This is a genomic window from Paenibacillus sp. G2S3 (assembly GCF_030123105.1).
Classification (GTDB): Bacteria; Bacillota; Bacilli; order Paenibacillales; family Paenibacillaceae; genus Paenibacillus_AQ.
Genome location: NZ_CP126095.1, coordinates 3,158,507 through 3,180,039 on the forward strand (window position 1 = coordinate 3,158,507; position 21,533 = coordinate 3,180,039).

Annotated in this window: 18 protein-coding genes and 1 riboswitch; of the genes, 16 read left to right on the forward strand and 2 right to left on the reverse strand. The window is 40.5% G+C overall.

The genetic code is table 11. The features are described 5' to 3' along the window. Positions 1-10 precede the first annotated feature (10 nt). From QNH28_RS13925 to QNH28_RS13980, 12 genes are all read left to right on the forward strand, one after another. Positions 11-1,120, forward strand: coding sequence for a 5-methyltetrahydropteroyltriglutamate--homocysteine S-methyltransferase (locus tag QNH28_RS13925; RefSeq protein ID WP_283911875.1), 1,110 nt, complete (start codon positions 11-13; stop codon positions 1,118-1,120). Positions 1,121-1,254: 134 nt separating this feature from the next. Continuing rightward, on the forward strand, positions 1,255-2,382 hold the full coding sequence (locus tag QNH28_RS13930; protein ID WP_283911876.1) for a 5-methyltetrahydropteroyltriglutamate--homocysteine S-methyltransferase: 1,128 nt from the start codon (positions 1,255-1,257) through the stop codon (positions 2,380-2,382). Positions 2,383-2,547: 165 nt separating this feature from the next. Beyond that, positions 2,548-3,267 (forward strand): YebC/PmpR family DNA-binding transcriptional regulator, encoded by a 720-nt coding sequence (locus tag QNH28_RS13935; protein ID WP_283912145.1) that lies wholly within the window; start codon positions 2,548-2,550, stop codon positions 3,265-3,267. Between the two features lie 7 nt (positions 3,268-3,274). Beyond that, positions 3,275-3,336: riboswitch (Fluoride riboswitch) on the forward strand. A 69-nt stretch (positions 3,337-3,405) separates the two neighbouring features. After that, positions 3,406-4,716 (forward strand): voltage-gated chloride channel family protein, encoded by a 1,311-nt coding sequence (locus QNH28_RS13940; RefSeq protein ID WP_283911877.1) that lies wholly within the window; start codon positions 3,406-3,408, stop codon positions 4,714-4,716. Positions 4,717-5,158: 442 nt separating this feature from the next. Further along, entirely contained in the window at positions 5,159-6,709 is a 1,551-nt protein-coding gene (locus QNH28_RS13945; protein WP_283911878.1) for an ABC-F family ATP-binding cassette domain-containing protein, read from the forward strand. Between the two features lie 10 nt (positions 6,710-6,719). Next, complete coding sequence (locus tag QNH28_RS13950) at positions 6,720-7,925, forward strand: MFS transporter (protein WP_283912146.1); 1,206 nt, start codon at positions 6,720-6,722, stop codon at positions 7,923-7,925. 331 nt (positions 7,926-8,256) lie between these two features. Continuing rightward, on the forward strand, positions 8,257-8,712 hold the full coding sequence (locus QNH28_RS13955; RefSeq protein ID WP_283911879.1) for an RNA polymerase sigma factor: 456 nt from the start codon (positions 8,257-8,259) through the stop codon (positions 8,710-8,712). Continuing rightward, on the forward strand, positions 8,690-10,315 hold the full coding sequence (locus QNH28_RS13960; RefSeq protein WP_283911880.1) for a DUF4179 domain-containing protein: 1,626 nt from the start codon (positions 8,690-8,692) through the stop codon (positions 10,313-10,315). The genes QNH28_RS13955 and QNH28_RS13960 overlap by 23 nt, the downstream gene beginning before the upstream one ends. 89 nt (positions 10,316-10,404) lie before the next feature. Next, a complete protein-coding gene (locus tag QNH28_RS13965; RefSeq protein ID WP_042187971.1) occupies positions 10,405-10,632 on the forward strand; it encodes a hypothetical protein in 228 nt (75 codons plus the stop codon). Positions 10,633-11,176: 544 nt separating this feature from the next. Then, the gene (locus QNH28_RS13970) at positions 11,177-11,566 is read left to right on the forward strand and encodes a DUF4265 domain-containing protein (RefSeq protein WP_283911881.1); all 390 of its coding nucleotides are present in this window, start codon (positions 11,177-11,179) and stop codon (positions 11,564-11,566) included. Positions 11,567-12,275: 709 nt separating this feature from the next. Beyond that, positions 12,276-13,436 (forward strand): alanyl-tRNA editing protein, encoded by a 1,161-nt coding sequence (locus tag QNH28_RS13975; RefSeq protein ID WP_283911882.1) that lies wholly within the window; start codon positions 12,276-12,278, stop codon positions 13,434-13,436. 148 nt (positions 13,437-13,584) lie between these two features. After that, positions 13,585-14,727, forward strand: a complete 1,143-nt coding sequence (locus QNH28_RS13980; protein ID WP_283911883.1) for a copper amine oxidase N-terminal domain-containing protein — start codon at positions 13,585-13,587, stop codon at positions 14,725-14,727. 68 nt (positions 14,728-14,795) lie between these two features. Here QNH28_RS13980 and QNH28_RS13985 read toward each other — a convergent pair whose 3' ends face one another. Then, positions 14,796-15,596: a polysaccharide deacetylase family protein gene (locus QNH28_RS13985; protein ID WP_283911884.1), complete on the reverse strand. Its 801-nt coding sequence runs from the start codon at positions 15,594-15,596 to the stop codon at positions 14,796-14,798. Positions 15,597-15,815: 219 nt separating this feature from the next. On the opposite strand from QNH28_RS13985, the gene QNH28_RS13990 reads away from it, so the two are divergent. Genes QNH28_RS13990 through QNH28_RS14000 form a run of 3 tightly spaced genes read left to right on the forward strand, consistent with a single transcriptional unit; the run spans position 15,816 to position 19,231 of the window. Then, positions 15,816-16,433 carry a hypothetical protein gene (locus QNH28_RS13990; RefSeq protein ID WP_283911885.1) on the forward strand — a complete coding sequence of 206 codons (618 nt, stop codon included), beginning with the start codon at positions 15,816-15,818 and terminating at the stop codon, positions 16,431-16,433. Between the two features lie 3 nt (positions 16,434-16,436). Continuing rightward, on the forward strand, positions 16,437-17,474 hold the full coding sequence (locus tag QNH28_RS13995) for an ATP-binding cassette domain-containing protein (protein ID WP_283911886.1): 1,038 nt from the start codon (positions 16,437-16,439) through the stop codon (positions 17,472-17,474). Further along, complete coding sequence (locus tag QNH28_RS14000; protein WP_283911887.1) at positions 17,471-19,231, forward strand: ATP-binding cassette domain-containing protein; 1,761 nt, start codon at positions 17,471-17,473, stop codon at positions 19,229-19,231. The genes QNH28_RS13995 and QNH28_RS14000 overlap by 4 nt, the downstream gene beginning before the upstream one ends. A 44-nt stretch (positions 19,232-19,275) precedes the next feature. Here the strand turns inward: QNH28_RS14000 and QNH28_RS14005 are convergent, their stop codons facing one another. Further along, positions 19,276-20,172 (reverse strand): LysR family transcriptional regulator, encoded by an 897-nt coding sequence (locus tag QNH28_RS14005; RefSeq protein ID WP_283911888.1) that lies wholly within the window; start codon positions 20,170-20,172, stop codon positions 19,276-19,278. Between the two features lie 178 nt (positions 20,173-20,350). Here QNH28_RS14005 and QNH28_RS14010 point away from each other — a divergent pair, with 178 nt between their 5' ends. Continuing rightward, positions 20,351-21,529, forward strand: a complete 1,179-nt coding sequence (locus tag QNH28_RS14010) for an MFS transporter (protein WP_283911889.1) — start codon at positions 20,351-20,353, stop codon at positions 21,527-21,529. The last annotated feature ends 4 nt before the right edge of the window (positions 21,530-21,533 follow it).

The window sequence follows — 21,533 nt, forward strand, 5'->3', positions numbered from 1 at the left end:
GAGGATCGGTATGATTAGACCCGTAATTGGCACCCAGAGAAATGCTCCACCCTTTCGCTACGATATCGTTGGCAGCTTCTTACGAACGGATGAGATTAAAGCGGCCCGCCTCCAATATGACAATGGTGAAATCACGGGCAGTCAGCTTCATGAAATAGAGAATCTTGAAATCACCAACCTACTGGAACTACAAAAAGAAGTAGGCTTATTGGCGGTTACAGATGGCGAATTTCGCCGTTCCTGGTGGCATCTTGATTTCTTTGTAGGGATTAAAGGGACGGAGAAGATTAACTTAAATCAAGGAAGAGCGGAAGCGGCTCAGCGCGCGGAATCTTTTCGAATTGTGGACCGAATTGCCTTTGAAGATCATCCGATGATCGAGCAATTTATCGCTCTGAAGCAAATGGCTGGAGACCGAATTCCGAAAATGACGATCCCTTCACCTGCTTTATTTCACTTTGTGGAGGAGTTTAACGGGAATGAGGTTTACCCGGATCAGGAAACCCTATTCCAAGATATTATTGCTGTTTACCGTACTGCAATCCAAGCGTTTTATGATGCGGGCTGCCGCTACCTTCAGTTAGACGATACAACTTGGGGAACGCTGTGCAGTGGCAGACATCGAGCACATTTACGAAGTAGAGGTACAGATCCAGATCAATTGGCTAAGGATTACGTTAGGCTGATCAATGAGAGTATTGCCAATCGTCCGGATGATATGACAATCGCGCTTCACGTATGCCGAGGGAATTTTCGCTCCACTTGGTTCGCTGCTGGTGGTTATGAGCCTGTGGCTGAAGAGCTTTTTTCGAATACTAAAGTGGATGCTTTCTTCTTGGAATATGATAATGAGCGGGCGGGTGATTTTGAACCCTTACGTTTTATTAAAGATCAATTTGTGGTATTGGGACTAGTAACTACGAAACATGGTGGTCTTGAGAGCAAAGAACAGCTTAAAGCGCGTATTGAAGAAGCGGCACAATATGTTGATATTGAGAAGCTTTGCTTAAGTCCTCAATGTGGATTTGCTTCCACCGAGGAAGGAAATATCCTAACTGAGGAAGAACAGTGGGATAAAATACGTCTCGTAATTGAAACAGCCCAAGAGGTTTGGGTATAAATAAATGATCTCTGGTGGCCTGCTATAGCGTAAGCTTATGGTAGGCCATAGTTTTTAGGAGTTACCTGCCTTTGATGCTGAAGTGCTATAGTGAATGCAACAGAACAAGCACAGAAATCAAGGAGGCTGACCCCATGAGTACGATTCAAACGGGAAAACAAAGAACGGAAGTACCCTTTAGAGTAGATATAGTAGGCAGCTTCTTACGCCCGGAAACGATTAAGAGAGCTCGCGTTCAATTTCAAAACAATGAAATCACGGCAGACGAATTGCGTAAGGTTGAAGATACGGAGATTGCCAGAGTCGTAAAAAAGCAAAAAGACGTAGGATTAAAAGGGGTAACAGACGGCGAATTCCGCCGTTCTTGGTGGCATTTAGACTTCATGTGGGGTCTGGAAGGCGTAACTAAGAAAGTTAGCAAAGAAGGCTATCTATTCAATGGCATTGAGACTAGAGCGGAAACGGCAATTCTATCAGGCAAGATTCGTGGGACGAATCATCTTATGATAGACGATTACAGACAACTAGTTAGTATTGCTGGGAAGGATGTAGTAGCGCGTCAAACGATTCCTTCTCCAGCACAATTTCTTGCTGAGCTACAGCGGAATCATCAGACTACTGCAGCTGTTTACGACAACCAAGATGAACTAGTTGCAGATATTGCAGCAGCATATCGTGAAGTGATTCGCGACTTCTACGAGGCAGGTTGCCGTAATCTGCAGTTGGACGATTGCACATGGGGCATGCTCTGTGACAAAGGGTATTGGGAAGCCCGGCAAAAGGAAGGTGTGAATGTTAACGAAATTGCTAAATTGTATGCTTTAGTAAACAATGAAGCGATTAAAGATCATCCTGCTGACATGGTCATCACTATGCATGTATGCCGTGGAAACTACGCTTCCACATGGGCGGCTTCCGGTGGTTACGAGCCAATCGCAGAAGTGTTATTCGGAACTGTAGATGTAGATGGGTTCTATCTGGAGTTTGATACGGATCGGGCGGGTGATTTTGCACCATTAAGATTTATTAAGGACCAACAGGTTGTTCTCGGCTTGTTCAGTTCGAAGACAGGTGAGCTTGAGAATAAAGAAGAGATCGTGGAGCGTATTAAAGAAGCGGCACAGTATGTTAACATCAATCAGCTGTGCCTAAGCCCGCAATGTGGTTTTGCTTCTACCGAAGAGGGAAACCATTTGACAGATCAACAACAGTGGGACAAACTGCAATTTATTAAAGAGATTGCGGATGAAATTTGGCATTAATTTAATAAATACTAGCAGGCTCCTGACGATTCAGGGGCCTTTTTTATGCGTGTATTTTGACAGCTTAGAGGATTAACCTACCAGCGGACTTTACTAGAGCTATTAAACAAGGGTATAATAAGTAACAATTGTTTTTAATTCATGTTGAAAGAGAGCGGGAACAATATGGGTCGTAAGTGGAATAATATTAAGGAAAAAAAAGCCTCCAAAGACGCCAACACAAGTCGCGTTTATGCAAAGTTTGGTGTTGAGATTTATGTAGCAGCCAAGAAAGGTGAACCCGATCCAGAAGCAAACCGGGCCTTGAAGGTTGTATTAGAACGTGCAAAAACTTACAATGTACCAAAAGCGATTATTGACCGCGCGATGGATAAAGCCAAAGGCAGCGGTGATGAGAATTATGAAGAGCTTCGTTACGAAGGATTTGGACCTAACGGTTCGATGATCATCGTCGATGCACTTACGAATAACGTTAATCGTACAGCACCTTTGATCCGTTCTACCTTCAGTAAAAATGGCGGTAATATGGGCGTCAGCGGATCCGTAGCTTACATGTTTGACTCCACAGCTGTTATCGGTGTGGAAGGTAAAACTGCCGATGAAGTGATTGAGATGATGTTCGATGCTGAGCTTGATGTACGTGATGTACTGGAAGAGGATGAAGCGGTTATCGTGTATGCTGAACCTGATCAGTTCCATGCCGTACAAGAAGTGTTCAAGAATGCAGGAATCACCGAATTTACTGTTGCTGAGCTTAACATGCTTCCACAGAACTATGTAACGCTTCCTGAAGATGCTCAAGCCCAGTTCGAGAAATTGATTGATGCATTAGAAGATTTGGAAGATGTTCAACAAGTGTATCATAACGTAGATTCTGAGGACTAAGAATAACATATAACAAGGCGATGGAGTTCGCCTCAACTGTCTTTTCAGACTAATGACTCCTACCAGAGTGAGCTTCACTGGTAGGAGTCTGTTTTGTTGCCAGAGACTAATTTATAATTGACTTTGGGAGTTGCTGTTATGAATCAATGGTCTGCACGATGGTATGAATTCGTTAAGAAAAGAAGTCATTTTGCACTTTGGAGTACCTTTATCAAATGGATTGTACTCGGAAGTGTGGTTGGATTCTTATCAGGAACTGCCTCGGCTTTCTTTCTAAAAAGCTTAGACTACGTAACAGATGTACGTTTAGAGCATCCATGGCTACTTTACTTGCTGCCCCTTGGAGGGGTACTTGTTAGTTTCTTATATATGCGTTATGGGAAAAACAGCGCTAAAGGAAATAACCTTATTTTAGAACAAATTCAAGATGGTAACGAGACCATTCCTTTACGGATGGCACCCTTAGTATTGTTCGGGACACTAGTAACTCACTTGTTTGGCGGATCTGCCGGGCGTGAGGGAACAGCTGTACAAATGGGAGGAAGCCTCGCGGAGTGGTTTGGAAAGCTGATCAAAATCAGCCCGCTGGATCGTAAGATTCTGTTAATGTGCGGGATTAGTGGAGGCTTTGGCTCTATTTTCGGAACACCGCTGGCTGGAACCTTATTTGGTCTAGAGGTAGTAACCATTGGACTTATCAGCCAACGGGCATTACTTCCATGTTTTGTAGCTAGCTTTGTTGGTGATTTGGTGACCACTCGATTCTGGGGCGTTCATCATACTCACTATGTAGTGAATGAATTTCCAGCCTTAAGTTTAATGATTATTCTAAAAGTGGTACTTGCTTCTGTAATTTTTGGAATCGTGAGTATGCTTTTCAGTGAACTGACTCATTTTCTAAAAAGAACCTTCACCGCCATGATAAGCAATCCAATGATAAAAGGTGCTGTAGGTGGATTAATTATCATTGCGTTAGTATTCCTTGTAGGGTCCCGTGATTACTTGGGCCTCGGAATTCCATTAATCAAGGATTCTTTTGAGGGAGATGTCTCGCCGTTCGCTTTTTTATGGAAGCTGATCTTTACCGCCTTTACCTTAGGAACAGGATTTCAGGGTGGTGAGGTTACCCCGCTATTTGCGATTGGTGCCACACTAGGCAATGCTTTGGCTGGAATCTTACATGTATATGGACCGTTTTTGGCTGCCCTCGGTTTTATTGCTGTTTTTTGTGGAGCTACGAGCACGCCTATCGCTTGCTTTTTAATGGGGATCGAGCTGTTTGGTTCAGAGGGTGCTGTATACATGTTCATTGCTTGTGTGGTGAGTTATTTATTCTCCGGGCATAGTAGTATTTATACTTCGCAGCTTATTGGTGTATCGAAGAGTCAGCTCATTCCAATCCCTCAAGGGACTAGGATAAGTAATGTAAAACGACCTCGCAAAAAATAACAACATTTCCCCCTCTAAGTTGACAAGTAACGGCATGCGTTTTAAACTGTTACCAAACGAAGGGATGGTTTAACATGATTCATGTAGAAACTGTAAAGTTATATACCAGAGGCTGCTCCGAACAAACGGATACAAACGATGAAACGTTGTCCGGAGCTTAATCAAAAGCGTATTGCTTTTATATCATCGAATGATAGCGGGTCCGAATTAGCGTGAAATGTCATGCTTGTTTGGTTATGCTATCTTTCGATGTTAATGATTAAGAGGCTGTAGACAATTTTCGTCTACAGCCTTTTGTGTTATATTGCTCAGTTTCTACACTGACATTTATATGTTTGTACCGTTCATTTGTGTACTTACAAGCAGAAGGCTTGCACCTAAGGGTGCAGTGTCTTCTGCTTTTTTTGCGTTCTTAATTAATTTCAGAAAAGAGGAATAGGAAATGAGTTTACTTGAGGTTTCAAATTTATCACATGCCTTTGGAGATAAGGTTCTATACAAGAATGTTTCTATGGAATTGTACAAGGGTGAGCATGTAGGCGTGGTTGGACAGAACGGAACGGGGAAAAGTACGTTAATTAGCATCTTGACGGGCGAAGTAATTCCGGATGATGGAATGATAAAGTGGCAGCCCAATATTACAATCGGTCATCTCGATCAACATGCTGCCATGGATGGAAACAGTACGGTTCATAATTATTTAAGACAGGCTTTCTCAGAATTATATGAACTAGAACGAAAAATGAATGAGCTTTATGAGGAGTGCGCTGTAACTGGCAACGAAACGTTATTACAAAAGGCTGCAGACTATCAGGAACGATTAGAAGCGCTAGACTATTATTCGACGGAGAGCAATATCAGTAAGATGGTTATGGGTCTTGGGATTAACGCAATTGGAATTGACCGTCCCATCGAGCAGTTAAGTGGGGGGCAGCGGACGAAAGTCATACTGGCCAAGCTTTTACTTGAACAACCTGATGTGCTATTGCTCGATGAACCGACTAATTATTTGGATACGGAACATGTTAACTGGCTCGCTGAGTATCTGGTTGCTTTCAATCAAGCGTTCATTGTGGTGTCTCACAGCTATGCCTTTCTCGATAAAATATCCACTAGTATTTGCGATATTGAGGGCGAAACGATAAAAAAATATCATGGGAAATACTCAGATTTTGTGAAGCAGAAGGAACATTTACGAGAGAGTCATATCCGGCAATATCATGCACAGCAGAAAAAAATCGAAACCACTGAGCAATTCATACGAAAAAACGGTGCGGGTGTCAATTCCAAAATTGCCCGTGGTCGTCAGAAACAGCTGGATAGGCTGGAACGAATCGCTGCTCCGACTTTTGTCTCAAAAGCGTCTATTCGCTTTAAGGAGCTTCCTTGCACGTCACAAGTAGCGCTTAAAGTAGAACACTTAGTCGTAGGTTACGATAAGCCTTTGTTGCCTAAATTGAAGTTCTCCATCCGTGGGGGACAAAAGCTGGTGATTTCCGGGTTCAACGGAATCGGAAAATCAACATTGCTCAAAACATTGGTTGGAGAAATTCAAGGGATTTCCGGTAGGTTTCAGTTTGCAGAACAAGTCAAAGTCGGTTACTTCGAGCAAGATTTAACATGGGAAGACGATAAGATGACACCTATTCAGGTGATTTCAGCTTATGATCCCAAACTGACTGTAAAGGAAATACGTCGCCATCTAGCGCAGTGTGTTGTTAAAGATAACCTTGTAACACAATCTATCCGTACGCTCAGCGGCGGGGAGCAATCTAAAGTTAAGCTGGGCCTATTACTGCTTTCAGAATATAACTTTCTAATTATGGATGAGCCGACCAATCACTTAGATGCCGAAACGAAAGACGCTTTACAGAAAGCTCTAATTCAATTTGGTGGAACTGTGATTCTTGTTTCTCATGAAGAACAATTTTATCAGGGGTGGGTCGATCGTGTGCTAAACATAGGAGATGAAACCAATAAAGGAGTTAAATAAGCTAATGCAAATCATTAATGAAAATTGGAAAAGAGAAATAACCCTATTTCTAACGGCTCAAACCATATCTTTATTTGGATCTTCGCTGGTTCAATATGCGATTATTTGGTATATCACCCTGACAACCTCTTCAGGGGTAATGATGACGATATCAACCGTCTGCGGCTTTCTCCCGCAGATGGCGATCTCACTGTTTGCTGGGGTATGGATCGACCGTTATAGTCGTAAAAAAATGATCATGCTAGCGGATGGGATGATAGCGATCGCTACACTTATCCTCGCCGTGATATTTTTTATGGGTTATAAAAATATTTGGTTGCTATATGTAATTTTGCTGATCCGAGCAGCAGGTACAGGCATACAGGTTCCTGCTGTGAACGCACTTATCCCTCAGCTTGTTTCAAAAGATCAGCTTATGAAGGTGAATGGAGTAAATAGCAGTATTTCATCTTTGATGATGTTTCTAGCTCCAGCAGCAGGGGGAGTGATTCTATCGATTAGTACCATAGAAACTGCCTTTTTTATCGATGTGATTACTGCAATTATTGGGATCGGTATGATGTGTATAATCGTTGTTCCAGTTCATGCTAAGTTGGAGGAGGTTCAGAAATCAAATGTACAAGATATTAAGGAAGGATTTAAGTACCTAAAGGATCATGTCTTTATTAAGCAATTACTAATCTATTTATTTGTCGTAATGATACTGATTAGTCCAGCGGCCTTCTTAACCCCTCTAATGGTGAGTCGATCCTTTGGTCCAGAAGTATGGAGATTGACCGCAAGTGAGATGACTTTTAGTGCTGGGGCGTTAGTTGGAGGGATTCTGATCGCATCTTGGGGCGGCTTTAAGTCTCGTATGCATACCAACATTCTAGCATGTACTCTCTACGGTTTGCTGATGGTTGGACTTGGCGTCGCTCCTATGTTTGCAATGTATTTATTGTTTAACTTGTTGATAGGCGTAACGATGCCTTGCTTCAACGCTCCGTTGACAGTGTTGTTGCAGCAGAATGTGGAGCCGAATATGCAAGGTAGGGTGTTCAGTCTTGTTCAAGTAACGAATTCATGTGCTTTGCCACTCGGGATGGTGCTGTTTGGTCCGCTAGCGGATAGCGTCCAAGTGAAGACTATTTTTGTACTCGCTGGGGTTGCGGTGATTATATGTGCTTTGTATGCAATGAATAAACTTCTTGTCCTAGCAAAGGAGTACGTTTAACATGAAGTTATTCCAAATAAATACAAGGACAGTTTTAGAAATGGAAGGTGTTAATTTATATTTTGAACTTAAACGCAATGTTTAGATAACAGAGTGGGTCTTCAATACAATTGAAGATCTACTTTTTTTTGTATAAAGTGAGAGTTTTTCTGATAGGGATCGTCTATATAGTATCGTGCTTCAAGGAGGCTTAAGGGTGAAGGGACAAGTACCGAAAGTTGAAAAAGAGGATGAGAGGCAATGGATTCAAAATGTTCTGGATGGACATAAGGAAGACTATTCGTATCTTGTGAATCGATATAAGAATAAAATCTAAGGTCTTTTGAGAGGGATGGGGGCCGATCACCAAGACGCGCAAGACATCACTCAGGAGACTTTTATAAAAGCTTATCGTAAGCTGGGTTCACATGATTTGGATAAAAACTTTGCGGCTTGGCTGTATACGATTGCGACTAATTTATTGAAGGATTTGTGGAAAAAAACTCGCCCTACAGCGAGCTTGCCAGACGATCTTCCAGAACTTTCTCTTTCAGATAATCCAGAAGAAGAATTCATTCGATCGGAGCATCGCACAGAGCTGCATCAGTTAATGCAGAAGCTACCGCCTAATTATCGGACGGCTTTGTTGCTTCGTTACACCAATGATTTAAGCTATGAAGAAATGTGTACGCTCTTAGAGGTCCCTTTAAGTAAGATCCAAAATGACCTTTATCGTGCAAAGCAGCGATTGAAGCAAATCATGACACCCCAGGAGGTAAAGAGCGATGAAGTGCTTAAGTCCATTTGAGATAGAGCAATATATCCTAAGTACACCGACCTCCCGGCCTTTGGAAAAGGTTGATCATATCGCTGCTTGTGCTCATTGCAATTTAATCTATCATGCACTATTAGAAGAACAAGAGGAGTGGTCGCAAGCATTGTTTGAAGAGAAGCTTCCAGATTCTTTTACTGCTCAAGTTATGGCTTCAATAGAATTCGTAGAACTAGAGAAAGTAACGGTATCTGACAGGAAGCGAAAGCACCCGAAGATACTTAAATCACTAAGAATAGCCATGGGAGCGGCTTTGTTACTTGTTGTTCTGAGTGCCGTGATTTTATATTCTGTACCCACATTGGCAGAAACTTTACGTTCTCTTTTTGTAAAAGATAATGTGGACATTGGCCTTCTACGTGCACAAGAGTTTGGGTTAGTAGAACATCCTAATATTAAGGTGAAGGATAAAGGCTATACGATAAAAATAGATGAAGCTGAAGCGGATCCTACACGGGTAATTATTGCTTTACAGTTGTTCGGACCGGATGGAAAGCATGACAAAAAGCGGTTGGTCCTTAATGAAGGGAATAGTATTGCGATTAAGGATGATCAAGGGAAGATCGTAGGGAATTTATCTGATATAGGATTTACCAATGACTTTTACTATTTAATCGTTAATTTCTCTGAACCTCTGCAAACTGATCGAATTACGGTCGAAGGTCATGTTACTGAATTGGGGAGTGAACGAAAAAACATTCCTATTGTTCAAGGGGATTGGAAATTCAATTTTTCGATGGATATGACAGAAGCTAATAAGCAAACGACCTCTATGCCACTAACGGGTAGCTACACCTCCCCGGACGGTTTAACTGTGACCCTGAAAAAATTAACTCATATGGTGCAAGGTGTTCGTTTTGAGTTCGATACTCAATTGAGTGAAGAGGCGTTGACTCGTTCTCCTGGTGAACTATGGAAGCAGCAAGGCATGAAGTTCCATTTTGAGAATAGCGCGGGAGAAGAGATTCAGAGTGTCAATCCTAGAAAATCTCCGAGTAAGAGTTTCGTAATGTCAAGTTCTTCGATTCCAAGTGATAAGTCTGGACAAATGCATTGGAGCTATACGTTTCCAACTTTACCACAGGATACACCATATAATTTCGTGTTCGATGGATATTTTGTTCCTGAGAAGGATGGTTCGAGCGTGCAATTTGAGCCTTCCAAGTTGAAGGAACATCCGATTCCCTTTGATTTTGATGGCGATGAGCTGAAGTTATTTGACTTTACAGTGGAATCGCCACCAAATACCAATAGCAACGAGAAGGAGGGTTCATTACACTTTAGTGGAAAATTCAGAAATGAGTTTATGAACAGTGAGTGGATATTTAAGGATGTCGCTGGCAAAGAGTGGCCTCTTACAGGAAGGGGTGCTTATTCTCCCCGAGGATCTGGATGGAAAGATGGATATATTGAAATTGTTGAATCACAATCAGATAACAAAAAGTATTTTTTTCAGTTCCGTGCGGCTGGTCTTACTAAAATCCCTGATCAGCTTCAATTAATACGTACGATAGTCAACCGATTGTACACCAATGTAGATTGGTCCGTTCCTATCATGGAAGCTAGCAAAAAGCAGTAAAATCAATCATTTAACTTCCGGATTGTACAAGCAGATAGGAGCTCTGTCGCATCTCATATACTATCACAATCGAAAAGAGGTGGTAGTTTATGACTGCTGCAGAGAAGAGAAGAATTCAAAGAGCTTTGAATGCTTTGCGTAAGCAAAGAGTGGTTCTGAAAGAAAGCCTTAAAAGAATTGAAGCATTGCTTTGCAGATTGCCTATTGGCAGTCGTGAAAGATTTGAATTGTTAGCAGTAAGAGATTCAATCGTAGAAGCGCTCCGACTCAATGCTATTGCTATACGAAATTTAAAAGACGTTACTTGTGCTTGTTAATTCGTTGAACTTCTGAACCTTCTGATCCTTGTATCAACGATCAAAGTAAAGCTTTTTCTTGTCACATTAGGAGGATGCTGTTTTTCTTTCTTATTGATCTGACGGGTAACGATAGCTCAATAAACACGATAAGGCAGCCGGTCAGTCAATGTGATCGGCTGCCTTTATTCAGCAAACGGGCAGGATAGTTGAAGTTCAAACGCGGGAAAACGTATCATAAATAGGGTTTAATCCCTAAGATGACTCTTAGTTTTTTTATATGACTTAATACAACAATATTTACAAATTCATGATACGATATTGCTAAATCAGGAAATAGATGCTCCATATGTAAGATAGAATTAATTATTGATGGAACTGTTGAAGATGATTCATAACAAAATGATTGATGATCAACCAAGGACGTTTACTGAAACTATTCCCTTTCAAAAAAAGAGGAACCTCCTTTATTATCGACACGTTGAATTACAAGCGATAGCGGATACATGAAGGATGTAATCTCAAATCTCATACATTAAAAGAGACAGTTTTGAGGAGTGTTCGTATGGAACATAAATTAACCTTAATTAATGTTTTTGCCGGCATAAATTCAGAGGAAGCAGTCTTTGAAGAGCTTCCTGCAGAATGCATAAGCGATAAAATATTCAAATTATGTGCATCTCCTGGGCTGGCTCTAGGGCTTGCGAAAGGAGATACAATAAAACTCCATCCCAATGGAGAGTTTGAATTAATAAAACATGGTGGAAACTTCTGCATTCAAATTTACAAAGAGGAGCTCGTTAAAGAAAAGATAGAGACAGCTGAATCTATAGTCAAACGAGAGCTTTCCGGTTCTTTAGATGGATTTCATAATGGCTCGCTTGCCTTCACCGCGCCCATCAGGAATGGATTTCATGCCACCAATATGGTTTTCAATGTAATTAGAGATTATTAGAATCGGAGTACTATTACTCTAATATTTACGAATATCCATATAACTTTGACGATGAAGAGTTAGTTAGCTGGGCTAGAGATCTGGATTAATCGCTTCAAAATATCAGTTCTCCGGCGAGATTTGCAAGACTGAAGTTCAAGTCAATTGATGAAATAATAAAGATTCTTGACGAAGAGAATGTATCCTACAGCATTAATGATCATGCCGTAAGAAACGAAAAATATTTAGCAACCTTTCATCTGGATGCCTTGAATGAACAAGGTAGGCTTAAGGAAGGATTCAAAGACACCCTATTCAAAGGAACTGTTCACAACTTTAAAACCAAAAGGGAAGAAGCAGTCTTAACCCTCTATAAATACATCGAATACCCTGAAAAAATCAATAACAAAAAAATATAGAAAAACTCCAAGACATCGAATGTTTCGCCGAATTGGAATTATCCTTAGGGGATGAAAGAATTCTAAACCAAAAAACCAATATTGAAAAAAGGTGATGGATGTGCAAATCAATAAAGAGTCATGCCGAGGGATCATTCTGGAATTCGACATTAGGAGAACAATTATTCTCAATTTATATATTAAAGAATGGTCTATGCCAGAATATAGAGTCATAACGCAAGGCGTTTTTCATTGTGCAGTTTGTCTTTGAAATCCGTTATGATACTATAAGCTTAATGTGCCATAAACGTATAAAAGAGAGGGATACATACATGACCAACAAACTATACTACAATTCTACATACCTTACTGATTGGGAGACCTGTATTACTGAAACCATAGAACGAGAAGATGGACTCTATGTTATTTTGGAGAAGACCGCTTTTTATCCGCATGGCGGTGGGCAGCCTTGTGATTTAGGGACTATTGGGGATATTCCGGTACTTGATGTAATCAGTGAGGAAGATCTTGTCCTGCATAAGCTGGAACGTCGGCCTGATGATTTATCCGTCACTTGTCAGATCGATTGGAAGAGAAGATTTGATCATATGCAGCAGCATAGTGGACAACACTTGCTCTCAGCCATCTGTCTCGATTTGTACCAGTTTATGACTCTAAGCTTTCATTTGGGTGAGGATTATTGCACCATTGATATAGAAGCGCCAGAACTGTCGCCTAAACAACTTCATTCCATAGAGTGGGAGGTTAATCGGCAGATTTACCAGAACCATAGTATCCTGAGCTATTTTGTAACAGGGGAAGAGGCTTCACAGCTTAAATTGGTCAAACAACCTAAAGTGACGGAGAACATCCGGATTGTAGAAATTAAAGATATGGAGTATAACGCTTGCGGTGGTACGCATGTATCTTCTACTGGTGAGATTGGTGTGATTAAGCTTTTGAAAGCGGAGAAACAAAAAGGCAATACGCGGATCTATTTTAAATGTGGATACCGTGCGCTGGAGGAGTTTAATAGCAGTCTGCAAATCCTTGGAGCTCTATCTTCCAAGTTCAATACGGGAAAAGATGAAATTATTGATCGCATTGAAAAATGGGAGAATGAACAAAAGCAGCTGCAAGCTGAAATTACCCTTCTTAAAGAGAAGAATGATGATTATGTCGTACAGGAGCTTTTAGCACAACAAGAAGGAAAGCTGATCGCAAAAGTGTTCGAGGATAAATCGCTGAAAGATTTACAAAGTTTAGCTAACAAGCTTACAGCGAAATGCGATGTTCCTGTTTTATTGGCTAGTTCTGCTGAGAATAAGGTTGTATTTGCACAGAATGGCAGCGCGGAGGTCTCCTGTGGAGCTTTTTTCAAAGAGCATCTTAGTACCTACAATGGAAAAGGCGGAGGTAGTGATAAACTAGCGCAAGCAGGATTCCCAACATGGGAGGACGCTTTGGAGTTTTATGAGTTTGCTAGAAGTTAAGATTACTTTGTAAAAGACAAAAGACCTGACTACGGTAGTCTCCCGTGGATCAGGTCTTTTTGTATGCTTAAAGCGGGAAACAAGAAACTTTTTCCAAAACCTGCCGTCTAATTACATATGACTATAGAGTCGAGGGAGACGAATAGAAATGAATAAATGGAAGGTAACGCTAGGAATCTTAGCTGCTTTGACTTTAAGTGCGGGGTATGGATCGGTATCTGCTCAAGCAGAAAGCCAAATTCAATTCAACTATAAAGAAATCGGGATCAGCAGTAAGCAAGTCATCACAGAGAATACAACTTTTGTACCTCTGAAATCACTCGCAGATGCTATGGGGTATACATTATCGTGGGATCAAAAGTCCCAAATAGCTAAGCTTGTTCGTCCTGAGCGTGAGGTTATCTTCACAGTTGGTACTGTAAAGTCAAAAATGAATGAGGCCGTGGTGCCCTTAGCAAAGTCCCCACGTATTATAAAAGGCTCGGTGTACGTGCCATTGGTCTCAGCGGTCAGTGCACTTGGAGGTAAAGCGAGGCTTAATAAAACGGATGGGGTTATCCAAATTATAGATGAAGCTAGATTGGTTTCTGCTTCTGTAGATGGAAGATCCTATTGGATATCTCAAAAAAACGGCGATTTGTATTACCGTGCAACGGCAACTGGGAAACCAGTAATTATTGGTCAACTACCGTTCAAGGAATCAGCCTACAACTACGCTTTTGAGATTAAAAAAATGGGCAATGGTACGGACTTACTCCATTTAACGGACAATCATTATGCCATGTTCACCGATTTCAATAGCAGCTATCAAGTATTGGTCAAAGCGGGCACTATTCTCAAGCAAATGGACTATCATTACAACAACTCGGCTTATATCCATGCACCACAAGTGCCTTCCACTCAGGTGTATATGACCGATGGGAAGAACGTGCAATATATTACTAAGGATGGGGGTTTGGACAAGTTATTTGAGATGGAAAAGTTAACAGGAGCAACTGGAGATTTCATAGTGGAGTATGCTGCGGAAGACGTTGTGCTTGTACGCTTATTAGATACGACACACTTATATTTGGTTTATAGCAGCAGTGGAGAAATCATCAATCTTAGCGAACAACTGATTACCAGTGAGGATCGTAAGGAATGGGATAGAGTGAATGATGGCAGAGATCCAAATGTTTTGACCAGAATGTTAGTGTTGAAGAGTCGCAAAGGGAATGTACTGACATTAACCTATACTCCAATCCTTGAGGAAAAAGCAAAAACAGTGACATTTACACTACAATCCAAATAATTGCACTCACTTTTATGTAACTAGCAAAAAGAGCGATGTTTAAAATCGCTCTTTTTTTGCATTTGGGACTATTGCATCATCATCGTGCTGCCACCCTTAATTTGAACAGGTTGATCATTTACGGATACCCAAACATCAATAGCCGAGTTGTTACGGATGATCGTTTTGTCAGCACTAATTTTCAGTGAATATAGCGCAGCGACATAATCATAAATCTCTATATTGGTTGCGTACCAAATATCCGAATGTCCACCTGCTTGTTGGCAAAAGGACTCGATAAGCTCCCAATTATTCTGCTGTGCGAATTCATAACTATGACCCCAAACATAACAGAGTCTCAGTTTTTGGGATGGCCCCTCCGTTGTAAATCGCTCCCAAACATGATGCAGATCTTCTATATGATGACATGTTGGATGCCACTCCATGAAGTTTAGAGGCATATCAAACTGTTTAGTAGAGTGGACTGTACGGCTGTATTCAATCCCAACAGACTGTAATGGCGCTATGATTTCTTGAGAGTATGTACCGTAAGGATAGGACATACCTCGTACCGGATAATCCACTAGTTTTTCCAGTCGCTTGCGGTCTTCAAACAGTTCATCGATCACCATAGGTAAAGGAAGACGTTCAAGATGTGGATGGGTAACAGAATGGGCAGATACCTCATGTTTTCTGAGCGAATGTTTAACATCAGCAGAAGATAAGAATCCAGGTGCGTTAATCATTGCGCTATTTAAATGGAAGGTGCCTTTAATCCCATATTGATCAAAAATCTCCGCCAAGCGAATATCGTGTTTCTGTCCGTCATCATAACTCATGGTGAGCGCCTTGGGCAATCCGCCCGGGAATAAATTAAATTGAAGTTTCATGAATGTACACTCCTGTTCATTTGGTCATTTCGAAAATCACCTCTTCCAATTATAAACATTAAACGTTATAATCGGATTCCACGTCTAAACAATGAAAGTGTTTACAGGAAGAAATAGACGTATAAGGAGAGATGCTGCCTGCCTGACTTTCTCTATGTTGTAAAACTATTATATGTGAAAGACAGAAGAAACTCACTTTTATATTTTATCACTAACCTATTGAGTGCCCCAATCCTTTTTGCAGAATTGTTCACAACGAAATATGTGGTTGACCTCATTCAGAACTTCAATTCTAACACCTATCAACATATCTTGTTATTAGTAAGTTTGCTTATGGTAATGTTATATCTCGCGGGCCTTAATAGTTCTCTTCGAGCCATTTCTTTAACCAATTTAACATCCACTAGTATATATGAACTAGAGAATAGTATTTTGGAAAAGACATCTAAATTATCTACGGTACTTTTGGAAGACCCTGCTACAAAAACTAAAAGAGAAAAAGCAAAACGACTTTCCTTAATTGATCTATTAGACCAATGGACGGGGGTGACAGTCCACCTAATAACATTAGTTGCACTAATGGTTGTCTTATCTGTTTATGGCTTCTATATGTTGGCGTTGATTATTTTAGGGGTGCAGATTCTACAGCTTTATCTTATGAAGCGAATGTCTCAGAAAGTAGAATCCATTTCAGCGAATCAAACCTCCTCTGTGCGAATGAACAACTATTTGGTTGATTTGTTGGTTAATAGAAATACCATTCCAGAAGTAAGAATGTACAGAATGTCCTCCTATTTGTTTTCCTCAATGAAAGAGAGCTTTACTAGTAACTTCTAACAAATGCACCGTAAGGTTATTTATTCTGAAACCCTCAACTTCTCCCAAAGCTTAATCATGATCTTATTAAATGGGACTACGATTGCCATTCTAGCAATTACGATCAGAAGTAGCGGACAGAGTGCTGGGCTTTTTGTGTTATTACTTCAGATATCCAGTCAATTATTCATCGTTATTCCTGCATTAACAAGAGTTTACGCTGACTTAGCTAAGAGTCGTTTACGGTACGAGGATTATACGTCTTATTTAGATTTGGAAGAGCAAGTGCTTAGGGATCAGGAGGTGAATTCCAATAGGAACACCGATCCGATGAAGGTCCAAGTTCATCAGCTGTTTTTTAGATATCCGACCAACGCTAAGAACACTCTGAGTAATATAAACATGACTATTCATCCAGGTGAACGAATTGCTTTTGTAGGTGAGAATGGCTCGGGTAAATCTACGCTTGTTAAGTTGATCTTAGGGTTGTATCCTGCAACAGCTGGAAGCATCCAGTGGTTTAAAGGTGAGAATGAAGTCTTAGCGCATAACGTGACACAGGATACCAGAGTTGTTTTTCAGGATTTCATTAAGTTACAAAGACCAATTAGAGAAAACATTGCATTAGGTAATATGGCTACAATTCATGACGATTCAAGATTATTAGCCGTGATGAAAAAAGCAGAAGCTGATAATTATGGTGTTGCGTTGGATACCTTAGTAGGTCCTCAGTTTGGAGGGATAGATTTGTCTGGGGGACAGTGGCAAAGACTTGCGATTGCACGAGCCTATCTCAATGACGGCGTTCTTATGATTTTTGATGAGCCGACTGCTGCCCTAGATCCTTATGCGGAACAACAGGCGTTTGAAACTTTTATGAAATTAGGAGAACAGCAGACTTCCATTATAGTGACTCATCGGCTGTATATGTCCAAATTCGTCGATAGAATTTTTCTATTTGAGCATGGAGAAATCGTTGAAAGTGGAACGCATGAAGAATTAATGAGGGTGGATGGTAAATACAAAAAGATGTTTAATCGCCAGTCCTCTTTATATGTATGAGAAAGGAGAAATCCATGCTGAAGTCTGACATCACTAATCTTGTAATGATACTCGTGAGAATGGTTAGAAAAAGTCCGATGATCTCAACAATCACTATCATAGTCCCTATAATCAGTGGATTATTAACTTTTTATTCTTACACTCTCCAAGTGAATATCATTAATGCTGTGGCTGATGGCGTCATGAGCTTTCTCCCTATTTTATGGTTTGTTTTGATTCATACTGTACAGGCTTTTTCATTGAATATAACCAACATGATGAAGAATCGAATGAATGCGGAACTAACCCTCGCTTTTCAATCCGAACTGATAGATATTGCAAACCGGGTTGATTTTGAGGATTTTGATGATGAAGAGTTTGGAAACAAGCTGCAAAGAGCTAAAACCGTAGTTGGAGAAGATCTTGAGGGGATTACAGGTTTTTTGGTATCGAGTGTAGGGATTATCTCAGGACTAATAAGCATCATCTGGTTGTCGGCTACAAGTGGATATTCCTTGGTCACATTCGTGGTTACTCTAATGATCGTGACTACCTTATCCATTCGATTATTTACAGAAATTAAAGTGAGAAGAACAGGAAGAGAGCTTACCTTTGATGGAAGAATGGGGGACTATCTTGCTAACACTTTGGAAGACCCTAATGCGATTCGAGAAATGCGAATTTATAACTCCATCTCTTATTTTACAAATCTCTGGGCAATGATTATGAAGAAGCAGCATGATAAAAGATTTAGCGCCAGAAAATTCGAGATCAAAACAGGGATGGTCGTGGCTATGGTCCAGACGATTGCTATCTTTGTAGTTCTAGTGTACCTGTTAAACAAAATGGGAGAGTCTAATACAGTTACAATTGGAACAATTTCGGTGTTATTTCTGGCGCTGTTATCTAGTGGTGGTAAAATTATGAGTTTGACCTGGCCATTAAGCAAGCTTTACATCAGCAGTAGCAAATTATATGACTTGAATGAAGTACTTACATATAAGAACAGGGATTTTCGCAAAAATAACATTAATAATTCGACTGATGCTATGCTCCCAATTACCGTTTCAAATGTCTATTTTAAATACGCAAAATCGAATAAGAATGTCTTATCTAACATCAATATGGCTATAAAGCCGGGTGAGAAAATAGCCATCGTCGGGGAAAATGGAGCAGGGAAATCCACGTTGATTAAAATGTTATTAGGTCAATATAGACCGAGCTCCGGAACGATTTACTGGAAGGATAGTCCAGAACCTAACGGTAAAGTGTCCGTTGTATTTCAGAATGCTGTGAAGTTTGAACTGACACTAAGAGAAAATATCTTTTTGGGTGATGCGCATGCACCTTCAGATGATGCTAAAATACTCAGGGTTTTAGAACAATGTGAACTGATAGATTTACTCCATGAAATAGGTGGATTAGATGTAAAGCTGGGTCAATTAGTAGAAGGAAGCAGGCAGCTATCAGGCGGACAGTGGCAAAAGCTAGCGATTGCGCGAGCGTTATACAATGATGCGGAGCTTATAGTATTCGATGAACCTACTTCAGCTATTGATCCGAATGCCGAGATGGAAATCTATACGAAGTTATTAGAAATCTGCCAAGATAAAGCAGCTATTTTTATTTCACATCGGTTGGGCTGGGCAAAGAATGTCGATACGATCTACGTTATGTATAATGGAGGCATAGCTGAAGTAGGAAACCATCAAGACTTAGTACATCATAAAGGGATTTATGCAAAAATGTACGCTTTACAATCATATTGGTATAAGTAGCTTATTAAATGTGATTGCGGTTGATATAAGATGGAATATTCACCTTAACTATACTCATGAGGTTTACTGAAAAAATCCACAACAAATTTCTGAAAGTGTAAAGCCGCTTGCGATAAAAAGTGTTTTCTGCTCCAGGCGATGCCAAAAGTGCGCTGACAAAACGGATCCGTTATTTTCAATTGAACGATTTCAGTGTTTTTGCTTCTTCTGCTTAAGGCTAAAGGGAGAGTAAAGGTGATACCTAACCCCATCTCGACTAAGGTTTGAACGGCACTTACTTCTTCGAGCTCGAAAGCAATTAGCGGTTCAAATCCAGCTTGACGGCAAAATGCATCTGTAATTTCACGGAAATTAGATCTAGAAGACAAAGAAATGAAATTCTCACCTGCAGCTTCAATTAAAGAAATGCTTTCGCGATTTGCAAAACGATGATTCTTCGGCACACTTAAACATAATTCTTCTTCTGCTAAGGTCAGCCATTCGATGTCTGGTCCGGTAACAGGTGTCGAAGATATGCAAAAATCAATCACTGCACTCTCCAGATCGTTTCTCATTTCTAATGCTGAGCCAAGCTGACGCTGAATGATCCGAACGTGTGGGTAAAGGGTAAGAAACTCTTTTAGTAAAGTGGGCAATACATACGGTAGAGTAACTGCCATTGATATGACTCCATGTTCAAGTCCAGCCATATCGGTAAGCTCGCGCTGGCCTTCCTTCAGTTCCATAAAAGCTTGCTGGACACGCTGCAGATAGGTTTTACCAAATTCGTTTAGTTTAATATTTCTGCCTTGTCGTTCGAATAAGGGAACACCTAAGCTTTTCTCTAAACGTTGTATGGAATTACTAAGAGATGGCTGAGATACATTTAATTCTTTTGCGGCTTTAGTCATATGTTCATGACGGGCAACCGCTTGGAAATATTGAAGCTGAAGGAATTCCATAACATTGACCTCTCTTTATTCATAACTCTAATGTGATATATCCATCATATAATATGTATTTTACTTAATTAATTTTCAGTCCTATACTATTGTAACATATAAAAAGATATAGGTAGGATGGAGAGAGTTTGCTGTGATTAGAGAGAAAATATGGACCCGGAATTTTATTGTTGTTTGTTTGAGTAGTTTTTTTATGTTTCTAACCTTTTACATTTTGGCGACGGCATTCCCGTTATACGTGAAGGAAAGCTTGCACGGGAATCAGCAGCAAATGGGGTTAGCGATTACGATCTATGTCCTCGGAGGTGTATTGATCCGTCCTTTTTCAGGACAATGGGTCGATAAATTCGGTAAAAAGAAAATGGCGGTTATTGGGCTGGTATTATTCTTACTTGCCTGTATAGGTTATTTCGGATCTAATGGGATTGTATTGTTCCTGGTGATTCGTTTCATTCACGGTATGAGTTATGCGGTCGCCTCAACAGCGACAAGTACAATTGCTTCCACGTTAATCCCTTTCTCACGCCAAGGAGAAGGCATCGGTTATTTCAGTATGTTTATGAGCATTGCGATGGTCATTGGACCAGCTTTAGGTCTTTTTCTTTGGAAAGATGAGAACATTAATGTATTGCTGTTAGGTGTATGTGTGATTGCTGGGCTTTCGCTGTTATTCACGTTAGGCGTTCGTATGCCCAAAGAAGAGAAGGATACGGTTAAAGAAGTTGTTAAGGAACCTGTGAAGAAACGAAAAGGTCTTCGCTGGAGTGACGTCATTGAACCCAAAGCACTGCCCATCTCGCTTGTCGGATTTACGCTTGCGTTCTCCTATAGTTCTTTATCTGGTTTCATCGCTTCTTTTACAAAAGAAATTAATCAATCACAGCTTACTGGTTATTTTTTTGTCGCCTTTGCGATTATGATTGTGCTGTTTCGTCCTCTGATCGGTAAAGTATTCGATAAATATAATGAGCATATTCTCATTTATCCCGGAATTTTGATTTTTGCTGTAGGATTGCTCAGCTTAAGTCAAGCTAGATCTGGATTCATGCTGATGTTCTCAGGCATCATTATGGGGGTTGGGTATGGTGCACTTATGCCGTGCTTTCAGACACTTGCTCTTAAATTAGCGGATAAAGAACGTAGAGGAAGCGCAAATGGAACCTTTTTCTTATTATTTGATTTGGGGTATGGAGCGGGTTCTTATATTATGGGTGTAGTTGCTTCTTATACAGATTACCGCATGATGTACGAAGTCGCAGGGTTCGTGACACTTATCTCAGTTGCTGTATACTATTTGCTTCATCACCTACCCAAATCTAAGCTTCGCGTTCAAAAAGCTAAAGCTGACGCTGCATAAATGT

Coding starts and splice junctions, on each gene's coding strand:
- QNH28_RS13925 (WP_283911875.1), top strand. CDS start 11: ATGATTAGACCCGTAATTGGCACCCAGAGAAATGCTCCACCCTTTCGC.
- QNH28_RS13930 (WP_283911876.1), top strand. CDS start 1,255: ATGAGTACGATTCAAACGGGAAAACAAAGAACGGAAGTACCCTTTAGA.
- QNH28_RS13935 (WP_283912145.1), top strand. CDS start 2,548: ATGGGTCGTAAGTGGAATAATATTAAGGAAAAAAAAGCCTCCAAAGAC.
- QNH28_RS13940 (WP_283911877.1), top strand. CDS start 3,406: ATGAATCAATGGTCTGCACGATGGTATGAATTCGTTAAGAAAAGAAGT.
- QNH28_RS13945 (WP_283911878.1), top strand. CDS start 5,159: ATGAGTTTACTTGAGGTTTCAAATTTATCACATGCCTTTGGAGATAAG.
- QNH28_RS13955 (WP_283911879.1), top strand. CDS start 8,257: ATGGGGGCCGATCACCAAGACGCGCAAGACATCACTCAGGAGACTTTT.
- QNH28_RS13960 (WP_283911880.1), top strand. CDS start 8,690: ATGAAGTGCTTAAGTCCATTTGAGATAGAGCAATATATCCTAAGTACA.
- QNH28_RS13965 (WP_042187971.1), top strand. CDS start 10,405: ATGACTGCTGCAGAGAAGAGAAGAATTCAAAGAGCTTTGAATGCTTTG.
- QNH28_RS13970 (WP_283911881.1), top strand. CDS start 11,177: ATGGAACATAAATTAACCTTAATTAATGTTTTTGCCGGCATAAATTCA.
- QNH28_RS13975 (WP_283911882.1), top strand. CDS start 12,276: ATGACCAACAAACTATACTACAATTCTACATACCTTACTGATTGGGAG.
- QNH28_RS13980 (WP_283911883.1), top strand. CDS start 13,585: ATGAATAAATGGAAGGTAACGCTAGGAATCTTAGCTGCTTTGACTTTA.
- QNH28_RS13985 (WP_283911884.1), bottom strand. CDS start 15,596: ATGAAACTTCAATTTAATTTATTCCCGGGCGGATTGCCCAAGGCGCTC.
- QNH28_RS13995 (WP_283911886.1), top strand. CDS start 16,437: ATGCACCGTAAGGTTATTTATTCTGAAACCCTCAACTTCTCCCAAAGC.
- QNH28_RS14000 (WP_283911887.1), top strand. CDS start 17,471: ATGAGAAAGGAGAAATCCATGCTGAAGTCTGACATCACTAATCTTGTA.
- QNH28_RS14005 (WP_283911888.1), bottom strand. CDS start 20,172: ATGGAATTCCTTCAGCTTCAATATTTCCAAGCGGTTGCCCGTCATGAA.